Below are 22,580 nucleotides of genomic sequence, written 5' to 3'. Positions count from 1 at the left end.
CGCGGCGGGGGCCTCTGCGGGGGCCTCTGCAGAAGCGTTCATGCCAACGGTGTCGGGGGTCTCGGGCATCGTTGTCCTCCGTGCGTCGGGAACGGCTGGGGGCGGGGCGGAGTGGCCCGGCGGCGGGGAGCGCCGGGTCTGGAGCGCCGAGAACAGTAGGAGCGGCACGGTGGCGCATGCCCGGGGGGCGGGGTGAAGAACAGGCGAACAGCGGTGGGCGGCCGAGACTGGCGGCCCGTCGTAGGTCACGGCTGTCCCGATTGACCCCTCTGTCGTGGCCGTGGTGGGATTCCGGGGGCTCCGGCCGCCCCGGTAGGGGCCGCCGAGGGCCGCGTCGCTCCGACGCGCCGACGGGTTTCGGCCGCCGTGGGTGGCTTCCGTGCGGCACCGGCTGCCGCGGAGGTGTCGGGCGGGTGACGCGCAGGAGCAGGAACGTGAGCGGGGCGTGAGGGCGTGACGGCGTGAGGGGTTCGGACGGCGTTCCGGGCGCGGGCGAGCCGGGCGCGGACGAGCCGGGCGCGGACGATCTGGTGGTCGGCGCGGGCGATCTGGTGGTCGGCGTGGGCCTGCGGCGTTCGACCGCACCCGCGGAGGTGCTCGGGCTGATCCGGCGGACGCTGGCCGAGGCCGGGTTGCCCCGGACCTCCGTGGTCCGGCTCGCCACCCTGGCCGGCAAGGCCGCGCACCCCGCCGTCCGCCGGGCGGCAGCCCGGCTGGGGGCGGACGTCGACGAGCACCCGGCCGAGGTGCTGGCCGGCATCGCCGTCCCCACTCCGTCCGCCGCCGTCGCCGAGGCGGTCGGATCGGTCAGCGTCGCCGAGGCGGCGGCCCTGGCGAGCGCGCCCGGCGGCGAACTCGTCGTCCCCAAGCGCAAGTCGGGCGCCGCGACGGTGGCGGTCGTCCGGGTGCCGGGCGGCCCTGCCGACGCCCCGACGTCCGGGCCGGCGCGGCCCCGACCCCTGCCCGCGGACCCCGAACCCGACCCCGCACACCCCCGTAGGAGACCTCCCGTGACCCCCGCCTCCCCCACCGAGCCCGACCTGCGCCACCACGGGGACGCCGAGGTCCGCGCCGACGGGTCCAACCTGGTCGACCTCGCCGTCAACGTCCGCACCGGCACGCCCCCGCAGTGGCTGCGCGACCGGCTCGCAGCCACGCTCGGCGACCTCGCGGCCTACCCCGACGGGACGGTCGCCCGCGCCGCCGTCGCCGCCCGGCACGGTCGCCCGGCCACGGAGGTGCTGCTCACGGCGGGCGCCGCGGAGGCGTTCGTCCTGCTGGCGCGTGTGGTGGCGGCGCGCCGGGTGGCCGTGGTGCACCCGCAGTTCACCGAGCCCGAGGCGGCGCTGCGCGACGCCGGGCGCGAGGTGCACCGGGTGCTGCTCTCCCCGTCGGACGGCTTCCGGCTCGGCGCCGTGCCCGACGAGGCCGACCTCGTGGTCCTCGGCAACCCGACCAACCCGACCTCCGTCCTGCACCCGGCCGCGGCGGTCGCCGCCCTCGCCCGACCCGGCCGCACGCTGGTGGTGGACGAGGCCTTCATGGACACCGTGCCAGGCGAGACCGAGTCCCTCGCCGCCGTCCGGGGCCTGCCCGGCCAGGTCGTCGTGCTCCGCAGCCTCACCAAGACCTGGGGGCTGGCCGGCCTGCGGATCGGCTACGCGCTCGGCCCCGCCCCGCTGATCGCGGCGCTCGGCGCCGCCCAGCCGCTCTGGCCGGTCTCCACCCCCGCCCTGGCCGCCGCCGAGGCCTGCAGCACACCGGCCGCGCTCGCCGAGGCCGAGGCGGCGGCGAGGCTCCTGGCCGAGCACCGCGACCACCTGCTCAAGGGCCTCGCCGCCTTCCCGTCCGTCCGCGTGCACGGCGAGCCTGCCGCCTCGTTCGTGCTGATCGAGCTGCCGGACGCCGCCGCCGTCCGCACCCGGCTGCGCGAGCACGGCTTCGCCGTCCGCCGCGGGGACACCTTCCCCGGCCTGGGCGGCGACTGGCTCCGGATCGCCGTCCGCGACGAGGCGACGACCGACCGCTTCCTGACCGCACTCGACACGGTCCTGGGCGGAGCACCCGGCACACCGGCCTCCTGACCTCCCCTCAGGTACCGTCCGGCTCGTCGAGGGAGGCCGCCCACGCGCGCAGCGTCGCGAAGTCGTCCGCCCGCAGCCCGACCCGCGGGTCGATCCGGAAGGTGGCCGCGTCGCCCGGGTGGTGGGCCGCGATCCATTCCGTGTCCTGCGGCCCCAACTCGTCGTCCACCCGGACGAACGGGCGACCGGCGGCCCAGGGGCGGTCGGCAGCGGCCGATCTCTGACGGACCGTCTACTCCGGTCCGTAGCATGGCCGGGAGGCATCGACCTCTCTGGCACACTGTGCGACCGACGGGGGCCCGGTCCGGGCCGGGGCATGACATGGGGGCAGGGGCATGAGCAGCCGGGGTACCGTGCTGGGGGGTCGCTACACACTGACCGAGCGGATCGGCGGCGGAGGCATGGGCTCCGTCTGGCGCGCCGACGACCAGGTGCTGGCGCGCCGGGTCGCGGTGAAGATCCTGCATCCGGGCCTGGTCGAGGACGGCACGTTCGTCCAGCGCTTCCGGCGCGAGGCCCAGCTGCTCGCGGGGCTCAGCCACCCCGGCATCGTGGACGTCCACGACTACGGCGAGAGCGGCCGGGACGGCGAGGAGCGGACCGCCTACATCGTCATGGAGCTGGTCGAAGGGCGGCCGCTGGACAAGGTGCTCGCCGAGGGCGGGCCGATGGAGCCCGAGCGCGCGCTCGGGCTGCTCGCCACCGCGCTGGACGCCCTGGCCGCCGCCCACCGGCAGGACATCGTGCACCGCGACGTCAAGCCGTCCAACCTGATGCTGCGCCCGGACGGCCAGGTCACGGTGACCGACTTCGGCATCGCGCGCGCGGTCGCGAGCACCACGCTCACCGCCTCCCACGCGGTGATCGGGACGGCGCTGTACATGGCCCCCGAGCAGGCCGAGGGAAAGTCCGTCACCCCGGCCTCGGACCTCTACTCGATCGGTGTCGTCGCCTACGAACTGCTCACGGGGAAGCCGCCGTTCGTCGGCGAGTCGGTGCTGGAGGTCGCGCTCAAGCACCTCCGCGCGCCGGTGCCGGAGCTGCCGGCGGCCGTCCCGGAGGCGGTGCGCGGGGTGGTCGCGAGAGCGCTGGCCAAGCTGCCGGAGGAGCGGTTCCCGGACGCCGCCGCGATGGCGGCCGCGGCGAGGGCCGCCATCGGCGCGGAGCCCGGGCCGGCGGCGGCCGGGGCGGCGGGTGCCGCGGGCGCAGCGGGCGCCAGCGCAGCGGCCGCCGGCGACGGCTCCGGTGACGTCGGTCAGGTCGAGGACCGCGACGCGACGGGACCCGGAACCCGTCGGCGTCGGTACGGCTTCCTCGTCCCCGTCGTCCTCCCGGTCGTCATCACGGCGACCACCGCGACCGTCCTGCTCATCGACCGCGCGCCCTTCTCGTCCGATGCCGAGACCCCGAACGGGCAGCCGTCCGTCGCGGCGACCGCGCCCGCGACCACCGGTGGAACGCCGCCGGCCACGGACTCCCCGACCACCCCGCCCGCGAGCACCCCGCCGCCCACCGCGACGCCGGCACCGCCGGCCACCACCCCCGCCCCCGGGACGCAGCCCGCACCCACCACCGGCGACCAGCCCGGAACCGTCCCGAACCCGGGCGGCGGCGCCGTGGCCGGCGGGGCCGCCGGCGGTGGTGGCGCGGCCGCGGGCGGCCAGGGCACGCCCCCGCGCACCGGCGGAGCGGCCGGCGGCGGGAACGGCGGCAGCGGCAGCGGCAGCAGCGGGAGCGGCAGTGCCACCGGCGCCGGGGGCGGCGGGGGCGGCGCCAACGGCGGGGGCGCCGCCCCCCCGCCGGCGGCCACCCAGGCCCCGCCCGCCACCACCTCCGCACCTCAGCCCCCGCCGGCCACCACGGCACCGCAGCAGCCGTCCGTGCCGGCGGGCTGCGGCGGCAGCAGGTGGGGCGCCGTCGTCAGCGTGGCGTCCGGCCTCAAGCTCGGTCTCTCCAAGGACAGTCCGGTGGGCGGCCAGGCGGTGGTGATGGGCGGGACGACGGCCTACGGCTGGGTGCGCTCGGACCCGAACCCCGGCGGCTGGTACCAGATCCACCCGTGCAACCTGAGCGGGCCGGCCCTCGTCCAGGAGACGGACGGGCGGGTCTCCCTCTCCGGCGGCTTCAGCGTCCTGACCAACTGGACGGTGGCCGCCGCGAGTACGCCCGGTGCGTTCGCGCTCAAGGACTACATGGGGCAGACCTGCCTGACCGACAACGGCGCCGGCAGGCAGGCCACCATGGTCACCTGCACACCCGGCAACACGTCCCAGGAGTTCCGCATCCCCTAGCCGGGCCCTGTCCCTGGGCCCTGCCGGGCCCGGCGCCGGTCACGGCCGGCGCCAGAGGTGGCGGGCGGCGAGCAGGGGCAGGACGCCCTCGCCGAACCAGTACGCCTCCTCCAGGTGCGGGATCCCGGACAGGACGAACTCGTCGATGCCCAGCTCGTGGTACTCGGTGATCAGGTCGGCCACCTCCCGGTGGCTGCCCACCAGGGCGGTGCCCGCGCCGCCGCGCAGCAGGCCGATCCCGGCCCAGAGCCCCGGATGCACCTCCAGCCGCTCGGTCGTACCACCGTGCAGGGCGAGCATCCGGCGCTGCCCGACGGACTCGCTCTCGGCCAGCGCCCGCTGGGTCGCCCGGACCCGCGCCGGGTCCATCCCGGCGAGCAGCCGCTCGGTCTCCGCCCAGGCCTGGGCGGAGGTGTCCCGGGTGATCACGTGCAACCGGATGCCGAACCGCACCACCCGCCCCCGGGCGGCGGCGAGTTCGCGCACCCAGGCGAGCTTCTCCCGTACCAGCGCGGGCGGTTCGCCCCAGGTGAGGTAGACGTCGGCGTGGCGGGCGGCGCCCTCGCCGGCCGCCGGGGACGAACCGCCGAAGTAGACCGGCGGCACCGGCTCCGGCAGGCGGGTCAACGCCGCCCGCTCGACCCGCAGATGGGCTCCCTCGTGGTCGACCGTCTCGCCCGCCCAGAGCCGTCGGGTGATGGCGAGGAACTCGTCGGTCCGGGCGTACCGCGCGTCCTTGTCCAGGAAGTCGCCGTAGGCCCGCTGCTCCGCCGACTCCCCGCCGGTCACCACGTTGAGCAGCAGCCGCCCACCGGACTGCCGCTGGTACGTCGCGGCCATCTGGGCGGCCAGCGTCGGGCTGATCTGGCCCGGCCGGAAGGCCACCAGGTACTTCAGCCGCTCGGTGACCTGGGTGAGCATCGCGGTGGTCAGCCACGCGTCCTCGCACCACGCCCCGGTCGGCGTGAGCACCCCTTCGAAGCCCAACTGCTCGGCGCTGCGAGCGATCTGGCCCAGGTAGGCGATGCTCGGCGGCCGGTCCGAGCCGGCGGTGCCGGGGGTCGAGCCGTGGCCGCCGCCGACGATGTGGCGGCTGTCGCCGTTGGTGGGCAGGAACCAGTGGAAGGTCAGGGACATGCGGGTGCGCTCCAGGTGCCGGGCGGTTGCGGGACGGGAGAGGACGGAACGAGGGACGTCACCCGCGACAGCCGGCCGCGCACACCCGCACCAGGTCGACGTGGAGGCGTCGCACCAGGAGAACGCGGGCGGGAGCGGTCATGCGCGCCATTGTCCGCCGCCGCCCCGGTGCCGATCAAGAGCGCCAACCGGCTCACCCCCGGGGCGCCCCGCGCGCGTCCAGGCGCCTTCGGACCTCCGCGGCGCCCTCGGCCCGGCCTGACGCGCGGGCCGGCCCGGCCCGCTGCGGCCCCGGACCGAGAACGGCCGTCGGCCCTCCCCCGGGCGGGGGAGGGCCGACGGCCGTACGACGGAGGGGCGGATCAGACCTGGCCGGCCTTCTCCAGGGCCTCGCAGCAGGTGTTGATCAGCAGGCGGGTGACGACGTAGGGGTCGACGTTCGCGTTCGGGCGACGGTCCTCGATGTAGCCCTTCTGCTCCACCTCGACCTGCCACGGGATGCGGACCGAGGCACCGCGGTTGGAGACGCCGTAGCTGTAGACGTTCCACGGGGCGGTCTCGTGCTTGCCGGTCAGACGGGACTGGATGTCGTCACCGTACTGGTTGACGTGCTCCAGGACCTTCTCCTGGGAGGCGCCGAGCGACTCGCAGGCGGTGATGATGGCGTCGTAGCCCTCGCGCATCGCCTTGGTGGAGAAGTTGGTGTGCGCACCCGCGCCGTTCCAGTCGCCACGGGCCGGCTTGGCGTCCAGGGTGGCGTCGATGCCGAACTCCTCGGCGGTGCGGTAGAGCAGGTAGCGGGCGATCCACAGGTCGTCCGAGACGGTCAGCGCGTCGACCGGGCCGATCTGGAACTCCCACTGGCCGGGCATGACCTCGGCGTTGATGCCGCAGATGGCCAGGCCGGCGTCGATGCAGCGGTCCAGGTGCAGCTCGACGATCTCGCGGCCGAAGACCTCCTCGGCGCCGACACCGCAGTAGTAGCCGCCCTGCGGGGCCGGGTAGCCGCCCTCCGGGAAGCCGAGCGGGCGGGAGCCCTTGAAGAAGGTGTACTCCTGCTCGATGCCGAAGATCGACTCCTGCGCCGCGTACTTCTCGGCGACCTCGCGCAGCAGGGCGCGGGTGTTGGACTCGTGAGCGGTACCGTCCGTCTCCAGGACCTCGCAGAGGACCAGGATGTGGTCACCACCGCGGATCGGGTCCTTGACGACCTTCACCGGCTCCAGCACGCGGTCCGACGCGTGGCCCTCGGCCTGGTTGGTGGAGGAACCGTCGAAGCCCCAGGTGGGGATCTTGTCCGCGTTGGCCAGGACACGAGTCTTGGAACGGAGCTTGGCGGTCGGCTTGGTGCCGTCGATCCAGATGTACTCGGCCTTGATTGCCACGGCGGTGTACCTCGCAAACTGGGTGGTGGGTGCCCGCGTAGCGTTGCAAGTCGCCGTTTCCCGGTTGTTCCTCTCATGTAACGCCCACGTGAACCAACCGTCCGCATCGGCACGGTCACCGTGCGGGAGTGCCGGTGGTGGCACTCCCGCACGCCCCGTCCGGCGGCTCAGTGCCGCCGGGCGTGCCCCGCGCGGCGGCGGGTGGCCCAGAGGGCGAGGCCGCCGGCCACGACCAGGCCCGCGGCCCCCGCGGCGAGCGGGCCGGCGGCGGCGCTGCCCCCGGTGGCGGCGAGGCTTCCCCCGCCCGACGGGCTGCCGGTGGCCGCTCGCGCGGCCGGGGTGGTGGGGCCCTCCGTGGTGTCCGCGGCGGGCTGGACGGCGGGAGCGCCGGTGGCGGGAGCGGTGGCGGGCGCGGTGCCGGTCGCCGAGGGCGTGGGCGTGGGCGCGGTGGTCGGCGAGGCCGGCCCGGTGGGCTTCTCGCAGCTCACCGACGCGACGGTGATCTTCCCGGTGACCTTGGCGACGTTGAGGTCGAGCGGGTTGACCTCGATCTGCACCTCCAGCGCGGAGGCGGCGGCCGTGGTGGAGGTGGTGGTCCGCTTGGAGAACTCGATTGAGACGCCGCCGACCAGCGGCACGTCCACCCTGGTCGGCCCGTAGAGGCCGAGGGTGACCGGCTTGCCGAGGACGCTCACCCGCGCGGGCGCGACGACGTCGGCGGCGGGCTGCCCGTCGACCGGGCAGGTGGCCGAGGCACTGAGCGACTCCAGGCCGAGCAGCGTGGTCGCCGGCAGGCCGGGTGCGTGCACGTCGGCGTTGACCAGCTTGACGGAGGCCGAGGCGCCGGCGGCGTCGGCCTTCACCATCGACCGGCCGACGTCCGCCTTGACCAGGGTGACCGGTCCCTGCTGGTCGACGCCGTCGACCCGGGCCGCGAGCACCGCACCGCCCCCGGTCTCCGGCTGGGCGGCCCCCGACCGCTGCGCGGGGGTCTCCACCTTGTTGAGCGCGATGTTCACCGGCACGTCCACCGCCTTGTTCAACAGGCTGACGTCCAGGTCGAGTTCGGCGGTGACGGCGCGCGCCTTCCCGCCGCCCTGCGCCGCGGGCCCCGCCGCCGGTGCGCTCGCGGCGGTCCCGGCGGTCGGGGCCTGCGACGGCCCGGTGGCGTGCGCGGACGGGATGGCTATCAGCGCCGACACCGCGGCGGTGGCGGCCGCGACGGCGGCGGCGGAACGGACGGACGACGACATGGCGGTACCCCCACAGGTGGTGATCTCGGTAGAGCGCGCCTCCTCCGACATCACCCGTTGGGCGGGGCAAGGGGCTGGTGCTCCGTACGACGAGCCGCCAGTCTTCTCGAACAGTCCGTCACATGAGCCACACGGAGCGTCATTTCACTCGTTCGGGTGAGGTTGACGCCCGCCGCTGCCGCCGCCCCGGGTTCGGGCCGATCCGCCGCACGGGCCCTACGGCAGTCGCCAGTCCACGGGTTGGGCGCCCTGGCGAACCAGCAGCTCGTTGGCGCGACTGAACGGCCGCGAGCCGAAGAAGCCGCCGTTCGCGGAGTACGGGCTCGGGTGCGCGGACTCGATCGCCGGCACGTCGCCCAACAGGGGGCGCAGGTTGCGGGCGTCGCGCCCCCAGAGGATCGCCACCAGCGGGCCGCCACGCGCCACCAGCGCCCGGATCGCCTGCTCGGTGACCTCCTCCCAGCCCTTGCCGCGGTGGGCGGCCGGCTTGCGCGGCGCGGTGGTGAGCGCGCGGTTGAGCAACAGCACGCCCTGCTGCGTCCACGGGGTGAGGTCACCGTTGGACGGCTGCGGCAGGCCGAGGTCGTCGCCGTACTCCTGGAAGATGTTGATCAGGCTGGCCGGTATCGGCCGGACGTCCGGCGCGACCGAGAAGCTGAGCCCCACCGCGTGGCCGGGGGTCGGGTACGGGTCCTGCCCGACGATCAGCACCCGCACGTCGGCGAGGGGCTGCTGGAAGGCGCGCAGGACGTTCGGCCCGGACGGCAGGTAGGTGCGGCCGGCGGCCAGCTCGGCGCGGAGGAAGTCGCCCATGGCGGCCACCCGCCCGGCGACCGGTTCCAGCGCGGTGGCCCAGCCGGGCTCGACGATCTCGTTCAGTGGACGCGGTGCCATGGCCGCCACCCTATCGGCCTACGCCGACAGGCCGTTCACCGGATGATCACCACGGCAGCACCACCAGGAAGGCACCACCGCGACGGCACGACCACGACCGCACCGGGCGCCGGGGCCGCCCCAGCACCGCTGCGGTCACGCCACCGGCCGCCCGCGCAGCACCACCAGCCGCGGGTCCGCGAGCACCCGCACGTCCGCGCGAGGGTCCTCGTCGAAGACGACGAGGTCGGCCGGCGCGCCCTCCTCCAGGCCCGGTCGCCCGAGCCACCGGCGTGCGCCCCAGCTGGCCGCCGAAAGCGCCTCGGCGGGCGTGAGCCCGGCCCTCACCAGCTCGGCCACCTCGTCCGCGACCAGGCCGTGCGCGAGCGAGCCGCCCGCGTCCGTCCCGACGAACACGGGGACGCCCGCCTCGTGCGCGGCGCCCACGGTGTCGTAGCGGCGCTCGTGCAGCCGGCGCATGTGGGCGGACCAGGCCGGGAACTTGGCCTCGCCACCCGCCGCCAGCTGCGGGAAGGTGGCGATGTTGACCAGGGTCGGGACGATCGCGACGCCGCGCTCGGCGAAGACCGGGATCAACTCCTCGGTCAGCCCGGTGGCGTGCTCGATGCAGTCGATGCCGGCCGCCAGCAGGTCGGGCAGCGACTCGGCGGCGAAGCAGTGCGCGGTCACCCGCGCGCCCTCCTCGTGCGCCGCCGCGATCGCCTCGGCCAGCGCGTCGCCGGGCCAGCAGGCGGCGAGGTCGCCGCGGTCGCGGTCGATCCAGTCGCCGACCAGCTTCACCCAGCCGTCGCCGCGCCGGGCCTCGGCCCGGACGTACGCGGCGAGGTCGCCCGGCTCGATCTCGTGCGCGTAGTTGCGGATGTAGCGGCGGGTGCGGGCGATGTGCCGGCCGGCCCGGATGATCCGGGGCAGGTCCTCGCGGTCGTCGATCCACCGGGTGTCGGCCGCCGAACCGGCGTCGCGGATCAGCAGCGTGCCGGCGTCGCGGTCGGTGACCGCCTGCTTCTCGCTGGTGGCGGCGTCGACGGCGCCGTGCGCGTCCAGGCCGACGTGGCAGTGCGCGTCCACCAGACCGGGCAGCACCCAGCCGGTCACGGTCCGGACGTCGCGCGCCCCGGCCGGCCGGTCGAAGGCCACCCGCCCGTCCACCACCCAGAGTTCGTCCCGGACCTCCTCCGGGCCGACCAGTACCCGGCCCCGGACGTGCAGCACCGCACCATCGCTCATGGCCCGCACTCTACCGAGCGGCCGGTTCCCCGGGACCCCCGGAAGTGCGGCAGACTCATTCCCGCCCGAACGACCCACCTCCGAAAGGCCGGCGCGTGACCCCCTACCTCGACCTGCCCCCGCTCAGCGCCGCCGAGTTCGCGGCGATCGAGGACCAGGTGGCCGCCCTGCTGCACACCACCGCCGACGTCATCGTCACCCAGGGCGAGGCACTGCTGCCGCTGGAGGCCGCGATCCGCGGCGCCGCGCACCCGGGATCCACCGCACTGAACGTCGTCACCGGCCCCTACGGCCAGACCTTCGGGAACTGGCTGCGCTCGTGCGGGGCCGAGGTGGTCGACCTCGCGGTGCCGTTCGACAGCGCGGTCACCGCCGCCCAGGTCGAGGCCGCCCTGCGGGAGCACCCGGCGATCGACTTCGTCTCGCTGGTCCACGCCGAGGCCGCCACCGGCAACACCAACCCGGTCGCCGAGGTCGCGGCGGTGGTCCGCGCGCACGGTGCGCTGCTCATGGTCGACGCCGTCGCGTCGGTGGCCGCCGAGCCGCTGCTCACCGACGCCTGGGGCATCGACCTGTGCGTGATCGGCGGGCAGAAGGCGATGGGCGGCCCGGCCGGGGTCTCCGCCGTCTCGGTCTCCGAGCGCGCCTGGGAGCGGATCGCCGCCAACCCGGCCGCCCCGCGCCGCTCGTACCTGTCCCTGCTGGACTGGAAGGAGCGCTGGACGGACGCCGGGCGCACCGTACTGCCGCACGCCCCGGCCCAGTTGGAGATGCTCGCGCTCGGCGCCTGCCTGGACCGGATCGGCGCCGACGGCCTGCCCGCCGTGATCGCCCGCCACCGCGCCGCCTCGGCCGCCACCCGGGCCGGTGTCCGCGCCCTCGGCACGCTCTCCCCGTTCGTCCCCGAGGACGCCCACGCCGCCCCGGTCGCCACCACCCTGCGCACCCCGGCGGGCGTGGACGCGGGCGCCCTCGCCGCCGAGCTGCTCCGCCTCGACCCCGCGCTGCCCGTCCAGCCCGGCGGCGGGGCGCTGGCCACCGGGATGCTCCGGGTCAACCACTACGGCCCGGCCGCCGCCCGGGCCACCGTGCGCGGCTTCCTCACCGCCCTGGCGACGGCGACCGGCGCGGACGCCGCGCCGGCGCTGGCGGCGGCCGACGACGCCTGGACCGCGGCCGCCGCGGGCTGACACCGGCTCCGGCAGCACGGAGCGGCCCCCGTTCGCACGGGGGCCGCTCCGGGGCCGGCAGCAGGGCGCGGTCCGTGATCCCAGGCCTAGTGACCGCCGGCCTCGACCACCTCCACGCCGCGGATGTTCCGTTCGATCTCCTCCACCGGCAGGGCGACCGCCAGGGCCCAGTAGTAGACGACCAGGGAGAAGACGACCACGACGAGGATGTCCCACCAGAGCGGCAGGTTGCCCTGGGCGCCCTCGCCGAAGGTGCCCTGCCAGGAGATCAGGCCCATGCCGATCAGGTACGGCGGCAGCCACTGGCCCGCCTTGAAGTCCATCCGGGGCGCGTTCGGGATGCGCTTCGCCACCGCGTACGCGGAGTACCCGCCGAGCAGGACGTAGCCGATCAGGATCGCCAGGCCCAGCCGCCAGAGCGTGTCCCAGCCGGCCCAGAAGATGATCAGGCTCGCGACCGCGAAGGCGATCGGCGAGACGATCGTGCCGGCGGGCAGGTGGTACGACCGCTCGAGGGCCGGCAGCCGCTTGCGCAGCACGCCGAAGGCCAGCGGCGCACCGGCGTACATCAGCACGACGGCGGAGGTGATGAAGCCGACCAGCCGTTGCCAGCTGGGGAACGGCAGGAAGCAGAGCACACCCGCGACCCACGCGACGATCAGGCCGAGCCAGGGCACCGAGCGCTTGTCGGTGAACTGCAGGGTCTGCGGGGCGTAGCCGTTGCGGCTCAGGCCGTAGGTGACCCGCGAGCTGGAGGTCATGTAGACCAGCCCGGTGCCGGCGGGCGAGATGATCGCGTCGATGCGCAGGACGGTGGCCAGCCAGCCGAGGCCGATGAGCGTCGAGAGGCCCGCGAACGGCCCGCTGATGCCGGGGTAGTCGAGGGCGCCCCAGCCGCCCGCGAGGGTCTCCGGGGGCAGGGCGCCGATGAACACCACCTGGAGCAGGACGTAGATCAGCGTGCCGATCACCACCGACCCGAGGACGGCCCGCGGGATGTCCCGCCGCGGGTTGCGGCTCTCGCCCGCCCACTGGATCGCCTGCTCGAAGCCGAGCAGGGCGAAGATCACCCCGCTGGTGCTGATCGCCGCGAGCACGCCCTTGGCGCCGACGGGCGCGAACCCGTGGACGCTGAAGTTGGAGCCGTGGAACTCCGTGAACCCGAAGACGAAGATGACCAGGACCGGGACGAGGACCTTCCACACGGTGGCCACGCTGTTGGTGTGCGCGAGGAGCCGGACGCCCAGGAAGTTGATCGCCACGAAGATGCCGAGCAGGGCGGCCGCGACGAAGAAGCCGCCGGTGGTCAGCGTCTGGTTCGGGTTGAGCAGGCCGTCCGCCCAGGTCCAGTGCTGGGCGTAGTTGATCATCGCCTGCACCTCGATCGGCGCGATGGTCGCCGCCTGCAGCCAGGTGAACCAGCCGAACGACATCCCCGCGAACCCGCCGAACGCGTAGTGCGGGTAGCGGGCCGTGCCGCCGGCCACCGGGAAGAGCCCGCCCAGCTCGGCGTGGACCAGCGCGAGCAGGATGATCGCCACCGCGCCGATCCCCCAGGAGACGAGCGCCGCCGGCCCCGCCGCCACCGCCGCCTTCTCGGCCCCGAACAGCCACCCGGACCCGATGATCGCGCCGACCGAGGCCCAGAGCAGCCCGATCATCCCGACTTCCCGTTTGAGCCCGGTATGCCCCGAAGCAGCGGGGGTTTCAGTCGTGGGATGAGCCATGCCCAGCCGCCTCTCACATCAGGGGAATCCACCCCGACAGTGCCCCAGCACCCGCGCCTCCCCGCGCCGAAACGCGCCGCGACCCCCTCCCCTCACCCGAACGGCCGCCGCCCCGCCCACCCGTGGCGGGGCCGAAGGGGCCGGCCGGCCCCCGCCGGGGTCCCGGCTCCCGGCCGGCACCTCCCGGCACAGTTCCCCCGGCGTTCACCCACGCGGCACGCAGAACTCACCGAGGCCCGGCAGGCTCCCAGTCGGGAAAGTTGGCTATACAACTTACCCGTCGAGACCCCCGCCCAGGAGGAGAACCGTGTCCGAGCTGCCGCCGTACTGGCTGCGCGACAACTGCCCGTGTGCCGAGTGCCGCGACCCGCGGAACGGGCAGAAGCTGTTCCAGATCGCCGACCTGCCCGAGGACCTCTCGGTCGCCGCGAGCACCGGGGTCGACGGCGACCTGGAGGTGCTCTGGTCCGACGGGCACCGGTCGCGGTACCCGCTGGCCTGGCTGGGCGCCGAGCGCGACGGGGACGGGCGGACCGAGGCGGACAAGCGGCTCTGGGCGGCGGCCGAGTTCGCCCGCGGGATCCCGGAGGCCGAGTGGGCCGAGTACCTCCGCAACCCCGCCGAGCAGGAGGCCGTGCTCGGCGCCGTCCGGCGCAGCGGCTTCGCGGTGCTCCGCGGGGTGCCCCCGGTGGACCGGCAGGGGCTCGCCGTCGCCGAGACCTTCGGGTTCGTCCGCGTCACCAACTACGGCGAGCTGTTCGACGTCCGGGTCGAGCCGGACCCGAACAACCTGGCCTTCACCAGCGTCGCCATCACCCCGCACACCGACAACCCGTACCGGGATCCGGTGCCCACCCTCCAGCTGCTGCACTGCCTGGAGAACTCGGCGACCGGCGGCGACTCCGGCCTGGTGGACGGCTTCCGGGCGGCGGCGGTCCTGCGCGAGGAGGCGCCCGAGGACTTCGCGGTGCTCACCCGCACCCCCGTCCCGTTCGTCTTCCGCGACCGCGGCACCGAGCTGCGCGCCGACCGGCCGCTGATCGACGTGGACGCGCTGGGCCGGATCCGCGAGGTGCGGTTCAACAATCGCTCGATCGGCACCCTGCGCGGCTCCGCCGCCGAGCTGGAGGCCTTCTACGCCGCCTACCGCCGCTTCGCCGCGATCACGCTCCGGTCCGAGCTGCAGCTGGAGTTCCGGCTCGACCGCGGCGACTGCCTGATCTTCGACAACACCCGCCTCCTGCACGCGCGGACGGCGTTCGAGCAGGACGGCGCCCGCCACCTCCAGGGCTGCTACGCCGACCTGGACGCGCTGGCGTCCACCCTCGCCGTCCTGCACCGCCGGAGCGCCGCACTGGACGCGATCGGCGAGCTGTTCGCGGGCGAGGGCGCCGGCGAGTACCTGGGCGAGGCGGTCACCATGGCCGAGCACATGCTGCAGGCCGGCGCGCTGGCCGAGGCCGCCGGGGCGGCCCCGCACCTGGTCGCGGCCGCGTTGCTGCACGACGTCGGTCACTTCCAGGGAGCCCTGCACGGACGCGACCTGATGGAGGGGCGGGACAACCGGCACAGCGACACCGGCGCGCAGTGGCTCGCGCAGTGGTTCGGCCCGGAGGTCACCGAGCCGATCCGGCTGCACGTGGCCGCCAAGCGCTACCTGTGCGCCGTCGAGCCCGGCTACCGGGCGCGGCTCTCCGAGGCCTCCGAGTACACCCTGCAGGTGCAGGGCGGGCCGATGACCGAGGAGCAGGCCGCCGCGTTCGCCGCCCACCCGGGCGCGGAGGACGCGGTGGCGGTGCGCCGATGGGACGAGCAGGCCAAGGACGCGGACGCCGCGACGCCGGACTTCGAACACTTCCGGCCAATGCTCGCCGCCCTGATGGCGTGAGCCCGCGGAGCGGGAGGCGCCCCGGCCCAGCCCCGTGCCGGCCCCGTGCCGGCCGTTCGCAGCGCCGGCCGTCGGAAGCACCGGCGGTTCCCCGCTCCGGCTGCCCGGCCGGTCAGTCGCCTTCGCGGGCGTGGCGGGAGAGCGCCGAGGTGGCCAGGGAGTTGTGCACGCTGAAGGCCACCGTGCCCGGCAGGTAGCGGTCCTGGGACCACTCCACCGGGGTGCCGGTAGGGTCGGTGGTGCGCCGCCGCTCGCGCAGCAGCGGGCCGCCGCGGCGGCAGCCGAGCAGCCGGGCGTCCTCGGCGTTGGCCGCGACGACGTCGATGGTGTGGTCGGCGTCGGTGAAGAGGATGCCGTGCTCGCGCAGCACCTCGGTGTGCGAGACCACGTCCGGCGGCAGCTGGGCGACGATCTCGCCGACCCGGGGCGGGTAAATCGTCCGCTCGACCATCACCGGCGTGCCGGAGAGGGTGCGCAGACGGACCGTCACGTACACCTCGGAGCCCTGTTCCAGGCGCAGCTGCTCGCGCTCGGCAGCGTCGGCCGGGCGGCGCACCAGCGAGTCGAGGATGCCGCCCGGCTCCTCGCCCATCGAGTACGCCCAGTGCGTGAAGCTGAGCAGTTCGGAGAAGCTCTGCACCCGGGCGGTGCCCAGCACCACCCGGCGGGTGCCGCGGCGGGAGGTGACCAGCCCGTCCGAGCGCAGCACGGCCAGCGCCTGCCGTACGGTGCCGCGCGAGACGCCGTACTGCTCGGCGAGCGCGCCCTCCGCGGGCAGCCGGCCGGCCTCGCCGAACGCGCCGGTGGTGATCGCCTCGCGCAGGTCGGCGGCCACCTTGCGGTACAGCGCGCCGGAGCCGCGATCCTGAGCGGCGGGGCGTTCGGGCTCCAGTGCCACGTCAGTCAATGTCCCTCCTGGGGCGGTGTCCTGCGCAGCCGTACCGGCGCGGACAGCCCGACCTTATCCCGCTGCGCCCTCGAAGCATCGCACTCGGCCGATCACGCACCGATGGCCTGATTCGACCGTTCCCGCAGCCGACCCCGCTTCTGGGCCATCCGTTCACCTTCCCGTCACCGGGCTCCGGCGTACTTACCCCCGTCGGACGAAGTTGGCTAGTCAACTCGGGAGCACCCGAACCGGTCTCCCCCGACCTCCCAGCCTCGCGCTCCCCCCTCGCAGTACGCCCCCGATCAGGAGACTGACCCGTGACCGTGCACCGTGCCCGTGCCGCCGCCTTCGCGGCCGTACTGACCGCCGCCGCCCTCTCCCTCACCGCCTGCGGCTCCGCCGGTTCGGCCGGCGCGAAGTCCGGCGACGCCGCCAAGGCCGGCGCCAAGGACGCCAAGGAGGCGTCCTCGGCGGCCGACTTCGGCGGGATGGACGCCCTGGTCGCCGCGGCCAAGAAGGAGGGCAAGCTGCACGTCATCACGCTGCCCAAGGACTGGGCCAACTACGGCAAGATCATGGACTCGTTCAAGGCCAAGTACGGCATCGAGATCGAGGACGAGAACCCGGACGGTTCCAGCCAGGACGAGATCAACGCGATCACCTCCCGCAAGGGCCAGGACCGCGCCCCCGACGTGGTCGACCTCGGCTCGGCCTTCGCCGTCCAGGCGGTCAAGGACGGCCTGCTCGCCCCCTACAAGGTCGCCACCTTCGACAAGGTGCCGGACACCATGAAGGACCCGAGCGGCGCCCGCGTCAACGACTACGGCGGCTACATCTCGATCGGCTGTGACGCCAAGAAGATCGCCAACTGCCCGAAGACCTTCGCCGACCTGCTCAAGCCCGAGTACAAGGGCCAGGTCGCCCTCAACGGCAACCCGACCAAGTCCGGCTCCGCCTTCGGCGGCGTCTACGCGGCCGCGCTCGCCAACGGCGGCTCGCTCGACAACATCCAGCCCGGCATCGACTTCTTCGGCAAGCTGAAGAGCTCGGGCAACTTCAACCCGGTCGAGTCCACCCCGGCCACCATCGAGAAGGGCGAGACCCCGATCTCGATCGACTGGTCCTACCTGAACGCCGGCTACACCGACGAGTTCAAGGACAAGGGCGTCGACTGGAAGGTCTCCGTCCCCGGCGACGGCAGCTACGCCCAGTTCTACAACCAGGGCATCAACAAGTGGGCCCCGCACCCGGCGGCCGCCCGCCTGTGGCAGGAGTACCTGTTCAGCGCCGAGGGCCAGAACCTCTTCCTGGGCGGCTACGCCACCCCGGCCACCTTCGACGCCCTGAAGAAGGACGGCACCCTCGACGCCGCGGCCGCCGCCAAGCTGCCGACCGTCGAGAAGCCGTTCACCACCTTCCCGACCCAGGACCAGATCACCGCCGCCAAGAAGGTCGTCACCGAGAACTGGACCAAGGCGATCGCTGGCTGACGATCAGTCAGCAGAACTCGAACGGGCTGATCCCACACATGACCACGGCTCCCACCCCGGTGCCGACCACCCTCGCCGCCACCGACACCGGTGGCGGCGCGGGGGCGTCCGCCACCGCCACCACGACCACCCCCACCCACCGCCGGCGCCCCCGCCGGCGCCTCGGCGGCGCCTCCTGGCTGGCCACCGTGCCGCTCTTCCTCTTCTTCGTGATCGGCTTCGGCCTGCCGGCCGTCGCGATCGTGATCGGCGCCTTCACCACCTCCACCGACGCGGAGGGCGGCGGCGGCCAGTTCACCCTCGACAACGTCGCCGCGTCCGTCCAGGGCGCGTACCGGACGGCGATGGTCAGCAGCCTCGAGCTCTCCGCGCTCACCGCGCTGCTCGCCACCCTGATCGGCCTGCCGATCGCCCAGGCCGTGGTGACCTCCCGGCACGCCTGGCTGCGCCAGGCCGTGCTGACCGCCTCCGGCGTGCTCGCCAACTTCGGCGGGCTGCCGCTCGCCTTCGCGTTCGTCGCCACCCTGGGCAACGCCGGCGAGGTCACCAAGCTGCTGCACCTCACCGACCACGGGTGGACGCTCTACTCGTTCACCGGTCTGACGATCGTCTACCTGTACTTCCTGATCCCGCTGATGGTGCTCACCGTCACCCCGGCCCTGGACGGCCTGCGGGTCCAGTGGCGCGAGGCGGCCCACAACAACCGGGCCACCACCGTGCAGTACTGGCGCCACGTCGCGCTGCCGATCCTGCTGCCCTCGCTGCTCGGCGGCTTCGTCCTGCTCTTCGGCAGCGCCTTCGCCGCGTACGCCACCGCCGCCGCCATGGTCGGCGCGACCGTCCCGCTGGTCAGCCGCTCGATCGCGGACGCGCTCTCCGGCAACGTGCTGGTCGGACAGGGCAACCTCGCCCTCGCCCTCAGCCTCGACATGATCGTGGTGGCCGTCCTGGTGATGGCCGTCTACCTGCCCCTCCAGCGCCGGAGCGCCCGATGGCTCAGCTGACCCCCGCCCGCACCACGTCCCCGCGCCGCAAGGTGCGCTGGTGGCGCGGCGCCGTCCTGCTGCTCGCCGGGATCTACTTCATCGTGCCGCTGGCCGCCGCCGGGTACTTCTCGATCGACGACCCCAAGGGCTTCTCCTTCGAGGCCTACACCGGCCTGCTGAGCGCGGAGGGCTTCCTGGAGAGCCTCTGGCTCACCCTCGGCCTGGCCCTCGTCACCGTCGTGGTGCTGCTGCTCCTGCTGGTACCGGCCCTGGTCGCGGTCCGGCTCGGCTCGCCCCGGCTGCGCCCGGTGATCGACGTGCTCTGCACCCTGCCTCTGGTGGTCCCGCCGGTCGCACTGACCGCCGGTCTGATCGGCGTGCTCCGCTGGGGCCCGGACTACCTGATGGACACGCCGTTCTTCCAGACCTTCGTGTTCGTCCAGGACCCGGACTTCCCGCTGGTCCTGGTCATCGCCTACGTGCTGATGTCGCTCCCGCTCGCCTACCGGGCGATCGACGCCGGCCTGCGCGCCGTGGACGTCCGCACCCTGGTCGAGGCCGCCCGCAACTGCGGCGCGTCCTGGCCGCGCGCGGTGTTCACCGTCGTGCTGCCCAACCTGCGCGGCGCGCTGCTGAACGCGTCGTTCCTGACGCTGGCGCTGGTGCTCGGCGAGTTCACCGCCGCCTCCATCCTCGGCTACCAGCCCTTCCCGGTGTGGATCTACTCGGTCGGCAACAGCCAGGCCCACATGTCGGTCGCCGTCTCCATCCTGAGCCTGCTGATCACCTGGCTGCTGCTGCTCCTGCTGGCCACCGTCGGCCGCGAGCGCGGCACCAAGACCACCTCCTGAAACCCCGGAGTTCCCCCATGACCACGGTTACCGCCCCCGTCGCCGGCGTCCCCCTCGCTCCCGGCGGTGCGACCGTCGAGTTCCGCTCGCTGCGCCGCACCTTCGGCGCCACCACCGCGCTGGACGGCCTCGACCTGACCGTCCACCCGGGCGAGCTGCTCGCCCTGCTCGGCCCCTCCGGCTGCGGCAAGACCACCGCGCTGCGCATCCTCGCCGGCTTCGAGCAGCACGACTCGGGCCAGGTCCTGGTCGACGGCGAGGACATCACCGCGATCCCCGCGCACAAGCGCGACGCCGGCATGGTGTTCCAGTCCTACAGCCTCTTCCCGCACCTGACCGCCGCCGACAACGTCGCCTTCGGCATGCGGATGCGCGGCACCGCCAAGGCGGAGCGCCGCCGGCGAGCCCAGGAGCTGCTGGAGCTGGTCGGCCTGCCGCAGCACGCCGACCGCTACCCGCACCAGATGTCCGGCGGCCAGCAGCAGCGCATCGCGCTCGCCCGGGCGCTGGCCCTGAAGCCGCGCGTGCTGCTGCTGGACGAGCCGCTCTCCGCGCTGGACGCCAAGGTGCGGCTCTCGCTGCGCGAGGAGATCCGCCGCCTGCAGCAGGAGCTCGGGATCACCACCCTGTTCGTCACCCACGACCAGGAGGAGGCGCTGTCCATGGCCGACCGGGTCGCGGTGCTGCGCGCCGGCCGGCTGGAGCAGTGCGCCACCCCGTCCGAGCTGTACGCCCGCCCGGCGACCGCCTTCGTCGCCGAGTTCGTCGGCACCATGAGCCGGATCCCGTGCGTGCGCGGCGGGGACGGCGTCGAGGTGCTCGGCCGCCGTCACGCGGTGGACGGCGAGGTGCCCGCCGATGGCTCCCTGGAGGTGCTCGTCCGGCCCGAGAACGTCGCGCTCGCCCCGAACGAGCACGGCCGGGCGCTGGTGGTCGGCGCGTCCTTCCTGGGCGCCGTGACCCGGCTGACCGTCCGGCTGGACGACGGCACCGAGGTGAAGGCCGACCTGCCGACCGAGGCCGCCGCCGCGCTGCCGATCGGATCGCGCGCCGCGCTGGCGCTGCCGGAGCGCCCGGTCCTGGTGGACCGCCGTACCGTCTGATCCGCCGCTCCCTCCTGACGATCCACCGAAGGTACCGCCATGCCTGAATCCGCCGTTCCCGCCCTGCCCGCCGCCGTCCTCTTCGACATGGACGGCACCCTGGTCGACACCGAGCACCTGTGGTGGCGGGCCGCCGCCGAGCTCGCGGAAGAGCTGCACCACCCGCTCACCGAGACCGACGCACCCGAGGTTCTCGGCCAGGCCGTCGAGCACACCGCCGCGCACCTGCACCGGGTCAGCGGCACCGCGCTCAGCGAGGCCGAGCTCGCCGCCCGGCTCGGCGACTCCTTCGCCGGCAAGGTCGCGGCCGAGACCGTCCCCCGGCCGGGGGCCCTCGCCCTGCTGGCCGAGCTTCGGGACGCCCGGGTGCCCACCGCGCTGGTCTCCGCCTCACCCCGCCGGGTGGTCGACATGGTGCTGGGCACCATCGGCCGCGACTGGTTCGCGGTCACCCTCGCCGCCGAGGACACCCCGCGCACCAAGCCCGCCCCGGACCCGTACCTCGCGGCCGCCGAGCGCCTCGGCCTCGACCCGGCCGTGTGCGTCGCCGTCGAGGACACCCCGACCGGCGTGGCCTCCGCCACCGCGGCGGGGTGCGCGGTGCTGGCCGTGCCGTCGAGCGACGTGCCGATCCCGGACGGGTCCCGGATCACCCTGCTGGACAGCCTGGAGCGGGCCGACCTCGCCCTCCTCGGAAAGATCAGCACTGCGCCCGGGGTTTGATTCTCCTATGCCCTACGTACTCCTCTCCCTGGCGATCCTCAGCGAGGTCTGCGCCACCAGCTGCCTGAAGCTGACCGAAGGCTTCAGCCGGTTCTGGCCGAGCGTGGGCGTGGCCATCGGCTACGTCCTCTCCTTCGTGCTGCTCGGCCGGGCCCTGAAGCACATCCCGGTCTCGGTCGCGTACGCGGTCTGGTCGGGTGCCGGCACGGCCGCGGTGGCCGGCATCGGCGTGGTCGCCTTCGGCGAGTCGCTGGGCCGGCTGCAGTGGGTGGGCATAGCCCTGGTGATCGTCGGAGTGGTGGTGCTGAATCTGAAGGGCAGCCACTGAGGAACGGGCGGGGCCCGGCGGTGTCGGCACCGCCGGGCCCGCCGCGTCCGACCTCCCTGCTTCGGCGTCCCGCTCCGGCCCTCCGCTCCGGCCCTCCGCTGCGGCTCTCCGCTCAGCCTTGCGCGAACGCGCCCGCCGGCCCGGCGTCCGCCCGTAGGCTGCCGGAATGATCAAGCCGATAGAACTCGTCGTCTTCGACTGCGACGGCGTCCTGGTCGACAGCGAGCGCATCGCGGCCCGCGTCCAGGTCGCCCTGGGCGCCGAACTGGGCTGGCCGCTCACCGAGGCGGAGGTGGTCGAGCGGTTCATCGGGCGCTCCCACGCCGCCATCGGGGAACAGGTCGCCGAACGGCTCGGCCCGGAGACCGCCGCGGTCTGGTCGAAGCGCTTCGAGGAACTGCACGCCGAGGCGGTCGACGCCGGCCTCACGCCGGTCGACGGCCTCCCGGAGGCGCTGGCCGCGATCACCCTGCCGACCTGCGTGGCCTCCAGCGGCTCGCACGAGAAGATGCGCCACACCCTCGGCCGCACCGGCCTCCACGACCACTTCGCCGGCCGCATCTTCAGCGCCACCGAGGTCGCCCGCGGGAAGCCGGCCCCCGACCTCTTCCTGCACGCCGCGCGGCAGCTGGGCGTCGACCCGGCGGCCTGCGCGGTGGTCGAGGACAGCCGGCCGGGTGTCGAGGCAGCCCGCGCCGCCGGCATGCGCGCCTTCGGCTACGCCGGTGGCCTCACCCCGGCCGAGCGGCTGGCGGGCGCGGGGGCCACCGTCTTCCACGACATGCGCGACCTGCCGGCCCTGCTCGCCGCCGGCTGAGCCCGCCGGTCCGCCAGGCAGGCCGGCGGGCGGTCCGTCGGGCAGGCCGGCGGGCCGTCAGGCCACCAGCGAGCGCTTCGGCTCCAGGACGCAGAATTCGTTCCCCTCGGGATCTCCGGACACAGGCGATTAGCGGTTCTACGGCAGAGCCGAGAGAGCCCCGCCCGGATCGGTCCCGGACGGGGCGAGGGGTTCTACTCGGGGCAGGTCAGCGAGCACGCCCACACGGTGTGCCCGGGGCCACTCGCGGCTTCCTGGTGGCCGATCGGGACCGGCGTGGGTGCCGGACCCTTGCAGCGCGCGCAGCGCACCGGAGC

At 74.4% G+C, this 22,580-nt stretch carries 19 protein-coding genes; 11 read left to right on the top strand and 8 right to left on the bottom strand.

Features of this window, described 5'->3' with window-relative positions; translation table 11 throughout:
• Nucleotides 1-551 precede the first annotated feature (551 nt).
• Nucleotides 552-2,084 (top strand): Rv2231c family pyridoxal phosphate-dependent protein CobC, encoded by a 1,533-nt coding sequence (gene cobC / locus MCM47_RS20850; RefSeq protein ID WP_374209185.1) that lies wholly within the window; start codon nt 552-554, stop codon nt 2,082-2,084.
• A 7-nt stretch (nt 2,085-2,091) separates the two neighbouring features.
• On the opposite strand, the gene MCM47_RS20845 is transcribed toward cobC, so the two are convergent.
• Entirely contained in the window at nt 2,092-2,253 is a 162-nt protein-coding gene (locus tag MCM47_RS20845) for a hypothetical protein (protein WP_238863172.1), read from the bottom strand.
• Between the two features lie 166 nt (nt 2,254-2,419).
• Here MCM47_RS20845 and MCM47_RS20840 point away from each other — a divergent pair, with 166 nt between their 5' ends.
• A complete protein-coding gene (locus tag MCM47_RS20840; RefSeq protein ID WP_238863171.1) occupies nt 2,420-4,375 on the top strand; it encodes a serine/threonine-protein kinase in 1,956 nt (651 codons plus the stop codon).
• 39 nt (nt 4,376-4,414) lie between these two features.
• On the opposite strand, the gene MCM47_RS20835 is transcribed toward MCM47_RS20840, so the two are convergent.
• The 5 genes from MCM47_RS20835 to MCM47_RS20815 form a co-directional block, all read right to left on the bottom strand.
• Nucleotides 4,415-5,512 carry an LLM class flavin-dependent oxidoreductase gene (locus MCM47_RS20835; protein WP_238863170.1) on the bottom strand — a complete coding sequence of 366 codons (1,098 nt, stop codon included), beginning with the start codon at nt 5,510-5,512 and terminating at the stop codon, nt 4,415-4,417.
• A gap of 362 nt (nt 5,513-5,874) precedes the next feature.
• Nucleotides 5,875-6,897 carry a glutamine synthetase gene (gene glnII / locus MCM47_RS20830; RefSeq protein WP_238863169.1) on the bottom strand — a complete coding sequence of 341 codons (1,023 nt, stop codon included), beginning with the start codon at nt 6,895-6,897 and terminating at the stop codon, nt 5,875-5,877.
• Between the two features lie 167 nt (nt 6,898-7,064).
• A complete protein-coding gene (locus tag MCM47_RS20825; RefSeq protein ID WP_238863168.1) occupies nt 7,065-8,150 on the bottom strand; it encodes a hypothetical protein in 1,086 nt (361 codons plus the stop codon).
• A gap of 216 nt (nt 8,151-8,366) precedes the next feature.
• Nucleotides 8,367-9,044: a uracil-DNA glycosylase gene (locus MCM47_RS20820; protein ID WP_238863167.1), complete on the bottom strand. Its 678-nt coding sequence runs from the start codon at nt 9,042-9,044 to the stop codon at nt 8,367-8,369.
• Between the two features lie 135 nt (nt 9,045-9,179).
• Nucleotides 9,180-10,271, bottom strand: a complete 1,092-nt coding sequence (locus tag MCM47_RS20815) for an amidohydrolase family protein (protein ID WP_238863166.1) — start codon at nt 10,269-10,271, stop codon at nt 9,180-9,182.
• 95 nt (nt 10,272-10,366) lie between these two features.
• On the opposite strand from MCM47_RS20815, the gene MCM47_RS20810 reads away from it, so the two are divergent.
• Nucleotides 10,367-11,461 (top strand): aminotransferase class V-fold PLP-dependent enzyme, encoded by a 1,095-nt coding sequence (locus tag MCM47_RS20810; RefSeq protein ID WP_238863165.1) that lies wholly within the window; start codon nt 10,367-10,369, stop codon nt 11,459-11,461.
• A gap of 86 nt (nt 11,462-11,547) precedes the next feature.
• Here the strand turns inward: MCM47_RS20810 and MCM47_RS20805 are convergent, their stop codons facing one another.
• Complete coding sequence (locus tag MCM47_RS20805; RefSeq protein WP_238863164.1) at nt 11,548-13,122, bottom strand: APC family permease; 1,575 nt, start codon at nt 13,120-13,122, stop codon at nt 11,548-11,550.
• Nucleotides 13,123-13,495: 373 nt separating this feature from the next.
• Here MCM47_RS20805 and MCM47_RS20800 point away from each other — a divergent pair, with 373 nt between their 5' ends.
• A complete protein-coding gene (locus MCM47_RS20800; protein ID WP_238863163.1) occupies nt 13,496-15,076 on the top strand; it encodes a phosphonate degradation HD-domain oxygenase in 1,581 nt (526 codons plus the stop codon).
• Between the two features lie 112 nt (nt 15,077-15,188).
• Here MCM47_RS20800 and MCM47_RS20795 read toward each other — a convergent pair whose 3' ends face one another.
• The gene (locus MCM47_RS20795) at nt 15,189-15,974 is read right to left on the bottom strand and encodes a GntR family transcriptional regulator (RefSeq protein WP_238863425.1); all 786 of its coding nucleotides are present in this window, start codon (nt 15,972-15,974) and stop codon (nt 15,189-15,191) included.
• Nucleotides 15,975-16,282: 308 nt separating this feature from the next.
• Between MCM47_RS20795 and MCM47_RS20790 the strand changes: the two genes are divergently transcribed.
• The 7 genes from MCM47_RS20790 to MCM47_RS20760 all read left to right on the top strand — a co-directional run bounded on the left by MCM47_RS20790 (nt 16,283) and on the right by MCM47_RS20760 (nt 22,263).
• On the top strand, nt 16,283-17,455 hold the full coding sequence (locus MCM47_RS20790) for an ABC transporter substrate-binding protein (protein ID WP_238863162.1): 1,173 nt from the start codon (nt 16,283-16,285) through the stop codon (nt 17,453-17,455).
• A 38-nt stretch (nt 17,456-17,493) separates the two neighbouring features.
• Nucleotides 17,494-18,459 carry an ABC transporter permease subunit gene (locus tag MCM47_RS20785; protein ID WP_238863161.1) on the top strand — a complete coding sequence of 322 codons (966 nt, stop codon included), beginning with the start codon at nt 17,494-17,496 and terminating at the stop codon, nt 18,457-18,459.
• Nucleotides 18,447-19,292 carry an ABC transporter permease gene (locus MCM47_RS20780; RefSeq protein ID WP_238863160.1) on the top strand — a complete coding sequence of 282 codons (846 nt, stop codon included), beginning with the start codon at nt 18,447-18,449 and terminating at the stop codon, nt 19,290-19,292. Before MCM47_RS20785 ends, MCM47_RS20780 begins: the two co-directional genes overlap by 13 nt.
• 17 nt (nt 19,293-19,309) lie before the next feature.
• Nucleotides 19,310-20,395 carry an ABC transporter ATP-binding protein gene (locus MCM47_RS20775; protein ID WP_238863159.1) on the top strand — a complete coding sequence of 362 codons (1,086 nt, stop codon included), beginning with the start codon at nt 19,310-19,312 and terminating at the stop codon, nt 20,393-20,395.
• A 39-nt stretch (nt 20,396-20,434) separates the two neighbouring features.
• Nucleotides 20,435-21,118 (top strand): HAD family phosphatase, encoded by a 684-nt coding sequence (locus tag MCM47_RS20770; protein ID WP_238863158.1) that lies wholly within the window; start codon nt 20,435-20,437, stop codon nt 21,116-21,118.
• A gap of 7 nt (nt 21,119-21,125) precedes the next feature.
• Nucleotides 21,126-21,446, top strand: a complete 321-nt coding sequence (locus tag MCM47_RS20765) for a multidrug efflux SMR transporter (protein ID WP_238863157.1) — start codon at nt 21,126-21,128, stop codon at nt 21,444-21,446.
• Between the two features lie 166 nt (nt 21,447-21,612).
• Complete coding sequence (locus MCM47_RS20760) at nt 21,613-22,263, top strand: HAD family phosphatase (RefSeq protein ID WP_238863156.1); 651 nt, start codon at nt 21,613-21,615, stop codon at nt 22,261-22,263.
• Nucleotides 22,264-22,580: the final 317 nt, after the last annotated feature.

This window comes from Kitasatospora sp. A2-31 (assembly GCF_022288725.1).
Taxonomy (GTDB): Bacteria; Actinomycetota; Actinomycetes; order Streptomycetales; family Streptomycetaceae; genus Kitasatospora.
Note: the sequence above shows the minus strand (reverse complement) of the source record. Positions and strands in the feature narration are given on the sequence as shown.

What these genes read in the sequence shown, in the direction of transcription:
- MCM47_RS20780 (WP_238863160.1), top strand. Translation starts at nt 18,447, where the DNA reads ATGGCTCAGCTGACCCCCGCCCGCACCACGTCCCCGCGCCGCAAGGTG.
- MCM47_RS20835 (WP_238863170.1), bottom strand. Translation starts at nt 5,512, where the DNA reads ATGTCCCTGACCTTCCACTGGTTCCTGCCCACCAACGGCGACAGCCGC.
- MCM47_RS20820 (WP_238863167.1), bottom strand. Translation starts at nt 9,044, where the DNA reads ATGGCACCGCGTCCACTGAACGAGATCGTCGAGCCCGGCTGGGCCACC.
- MCM47_RS20775 (WP_238863159.1), top strand. Translation starts at nt 19,310, where the DNA reads ATGACCACGGTTACCGCCCCCGTCGCCGGCGTCCCCCTCGCTCCCGGC.
- MCM47_RS20785 (WP_238863161.1), top strand. Translation starts at nt 17,494, where the DNA reads ATGACCACGGCTCCCACCCCGGTGCCGACCACCCTCGCCGCCACCGAC.
- MCM47_RS20770 (WP_238863158.1), top strand. Translation starts at nt 20,435, where the DNA reads ATGCCTGAATCCGCCGTTCCCGCCCTGCCCGCCGCCGTCCTCTTCGAC.
- MCM47_RS20840 (WP_238863171.1), top strand. Translation starts at nt 2,420, where the DNA reads ATGAGCAGCCGGGGTACCGTGCTGGGGGGTCGCTACACACTGACCGAG.
- MCM47_RS20815 (WP_238863166.1), bottom strand. Translation starts at nt 10,271, where the DNA reads ATGAGCGATGGTGCGGTGCTGCACGTCCGGGGCCGGGTACTGGTCGGC.
- MCM47_RS20825 (WP_238863168.1), bottom strand. Translation starts at nt 8,150, where the DNA reads ATGTCGTCGTCCGTCCGTTCCGCCGCCGCCGTCGCGGCCGCCACCGCC.
- MCM47_RS20765 (WP_238863157.1), top strand. Translation starts at nt 21,126, where the DNA reads ATGCCCTACGTACTCCTCTCCCTGGCGATCCTCAGCGAGGTCTGCGCC.
- MCM47_RS20760 (WP_238863156.1), top strand. Translation starts at nt 21,613, where the DNA reads ATGATCAAGCCGATAGAACTCGTCGTCTTCGACTGCGACGGCGTCCTG.
- MCM47_RS20805 (WP_238863164.1), bottom strand. Translation starts at nt 13,122, where the DNA reads ATGATCGGGCTGCTCTGGGCCTCGGTCGGCGCGATCATCGGGTCCGGG.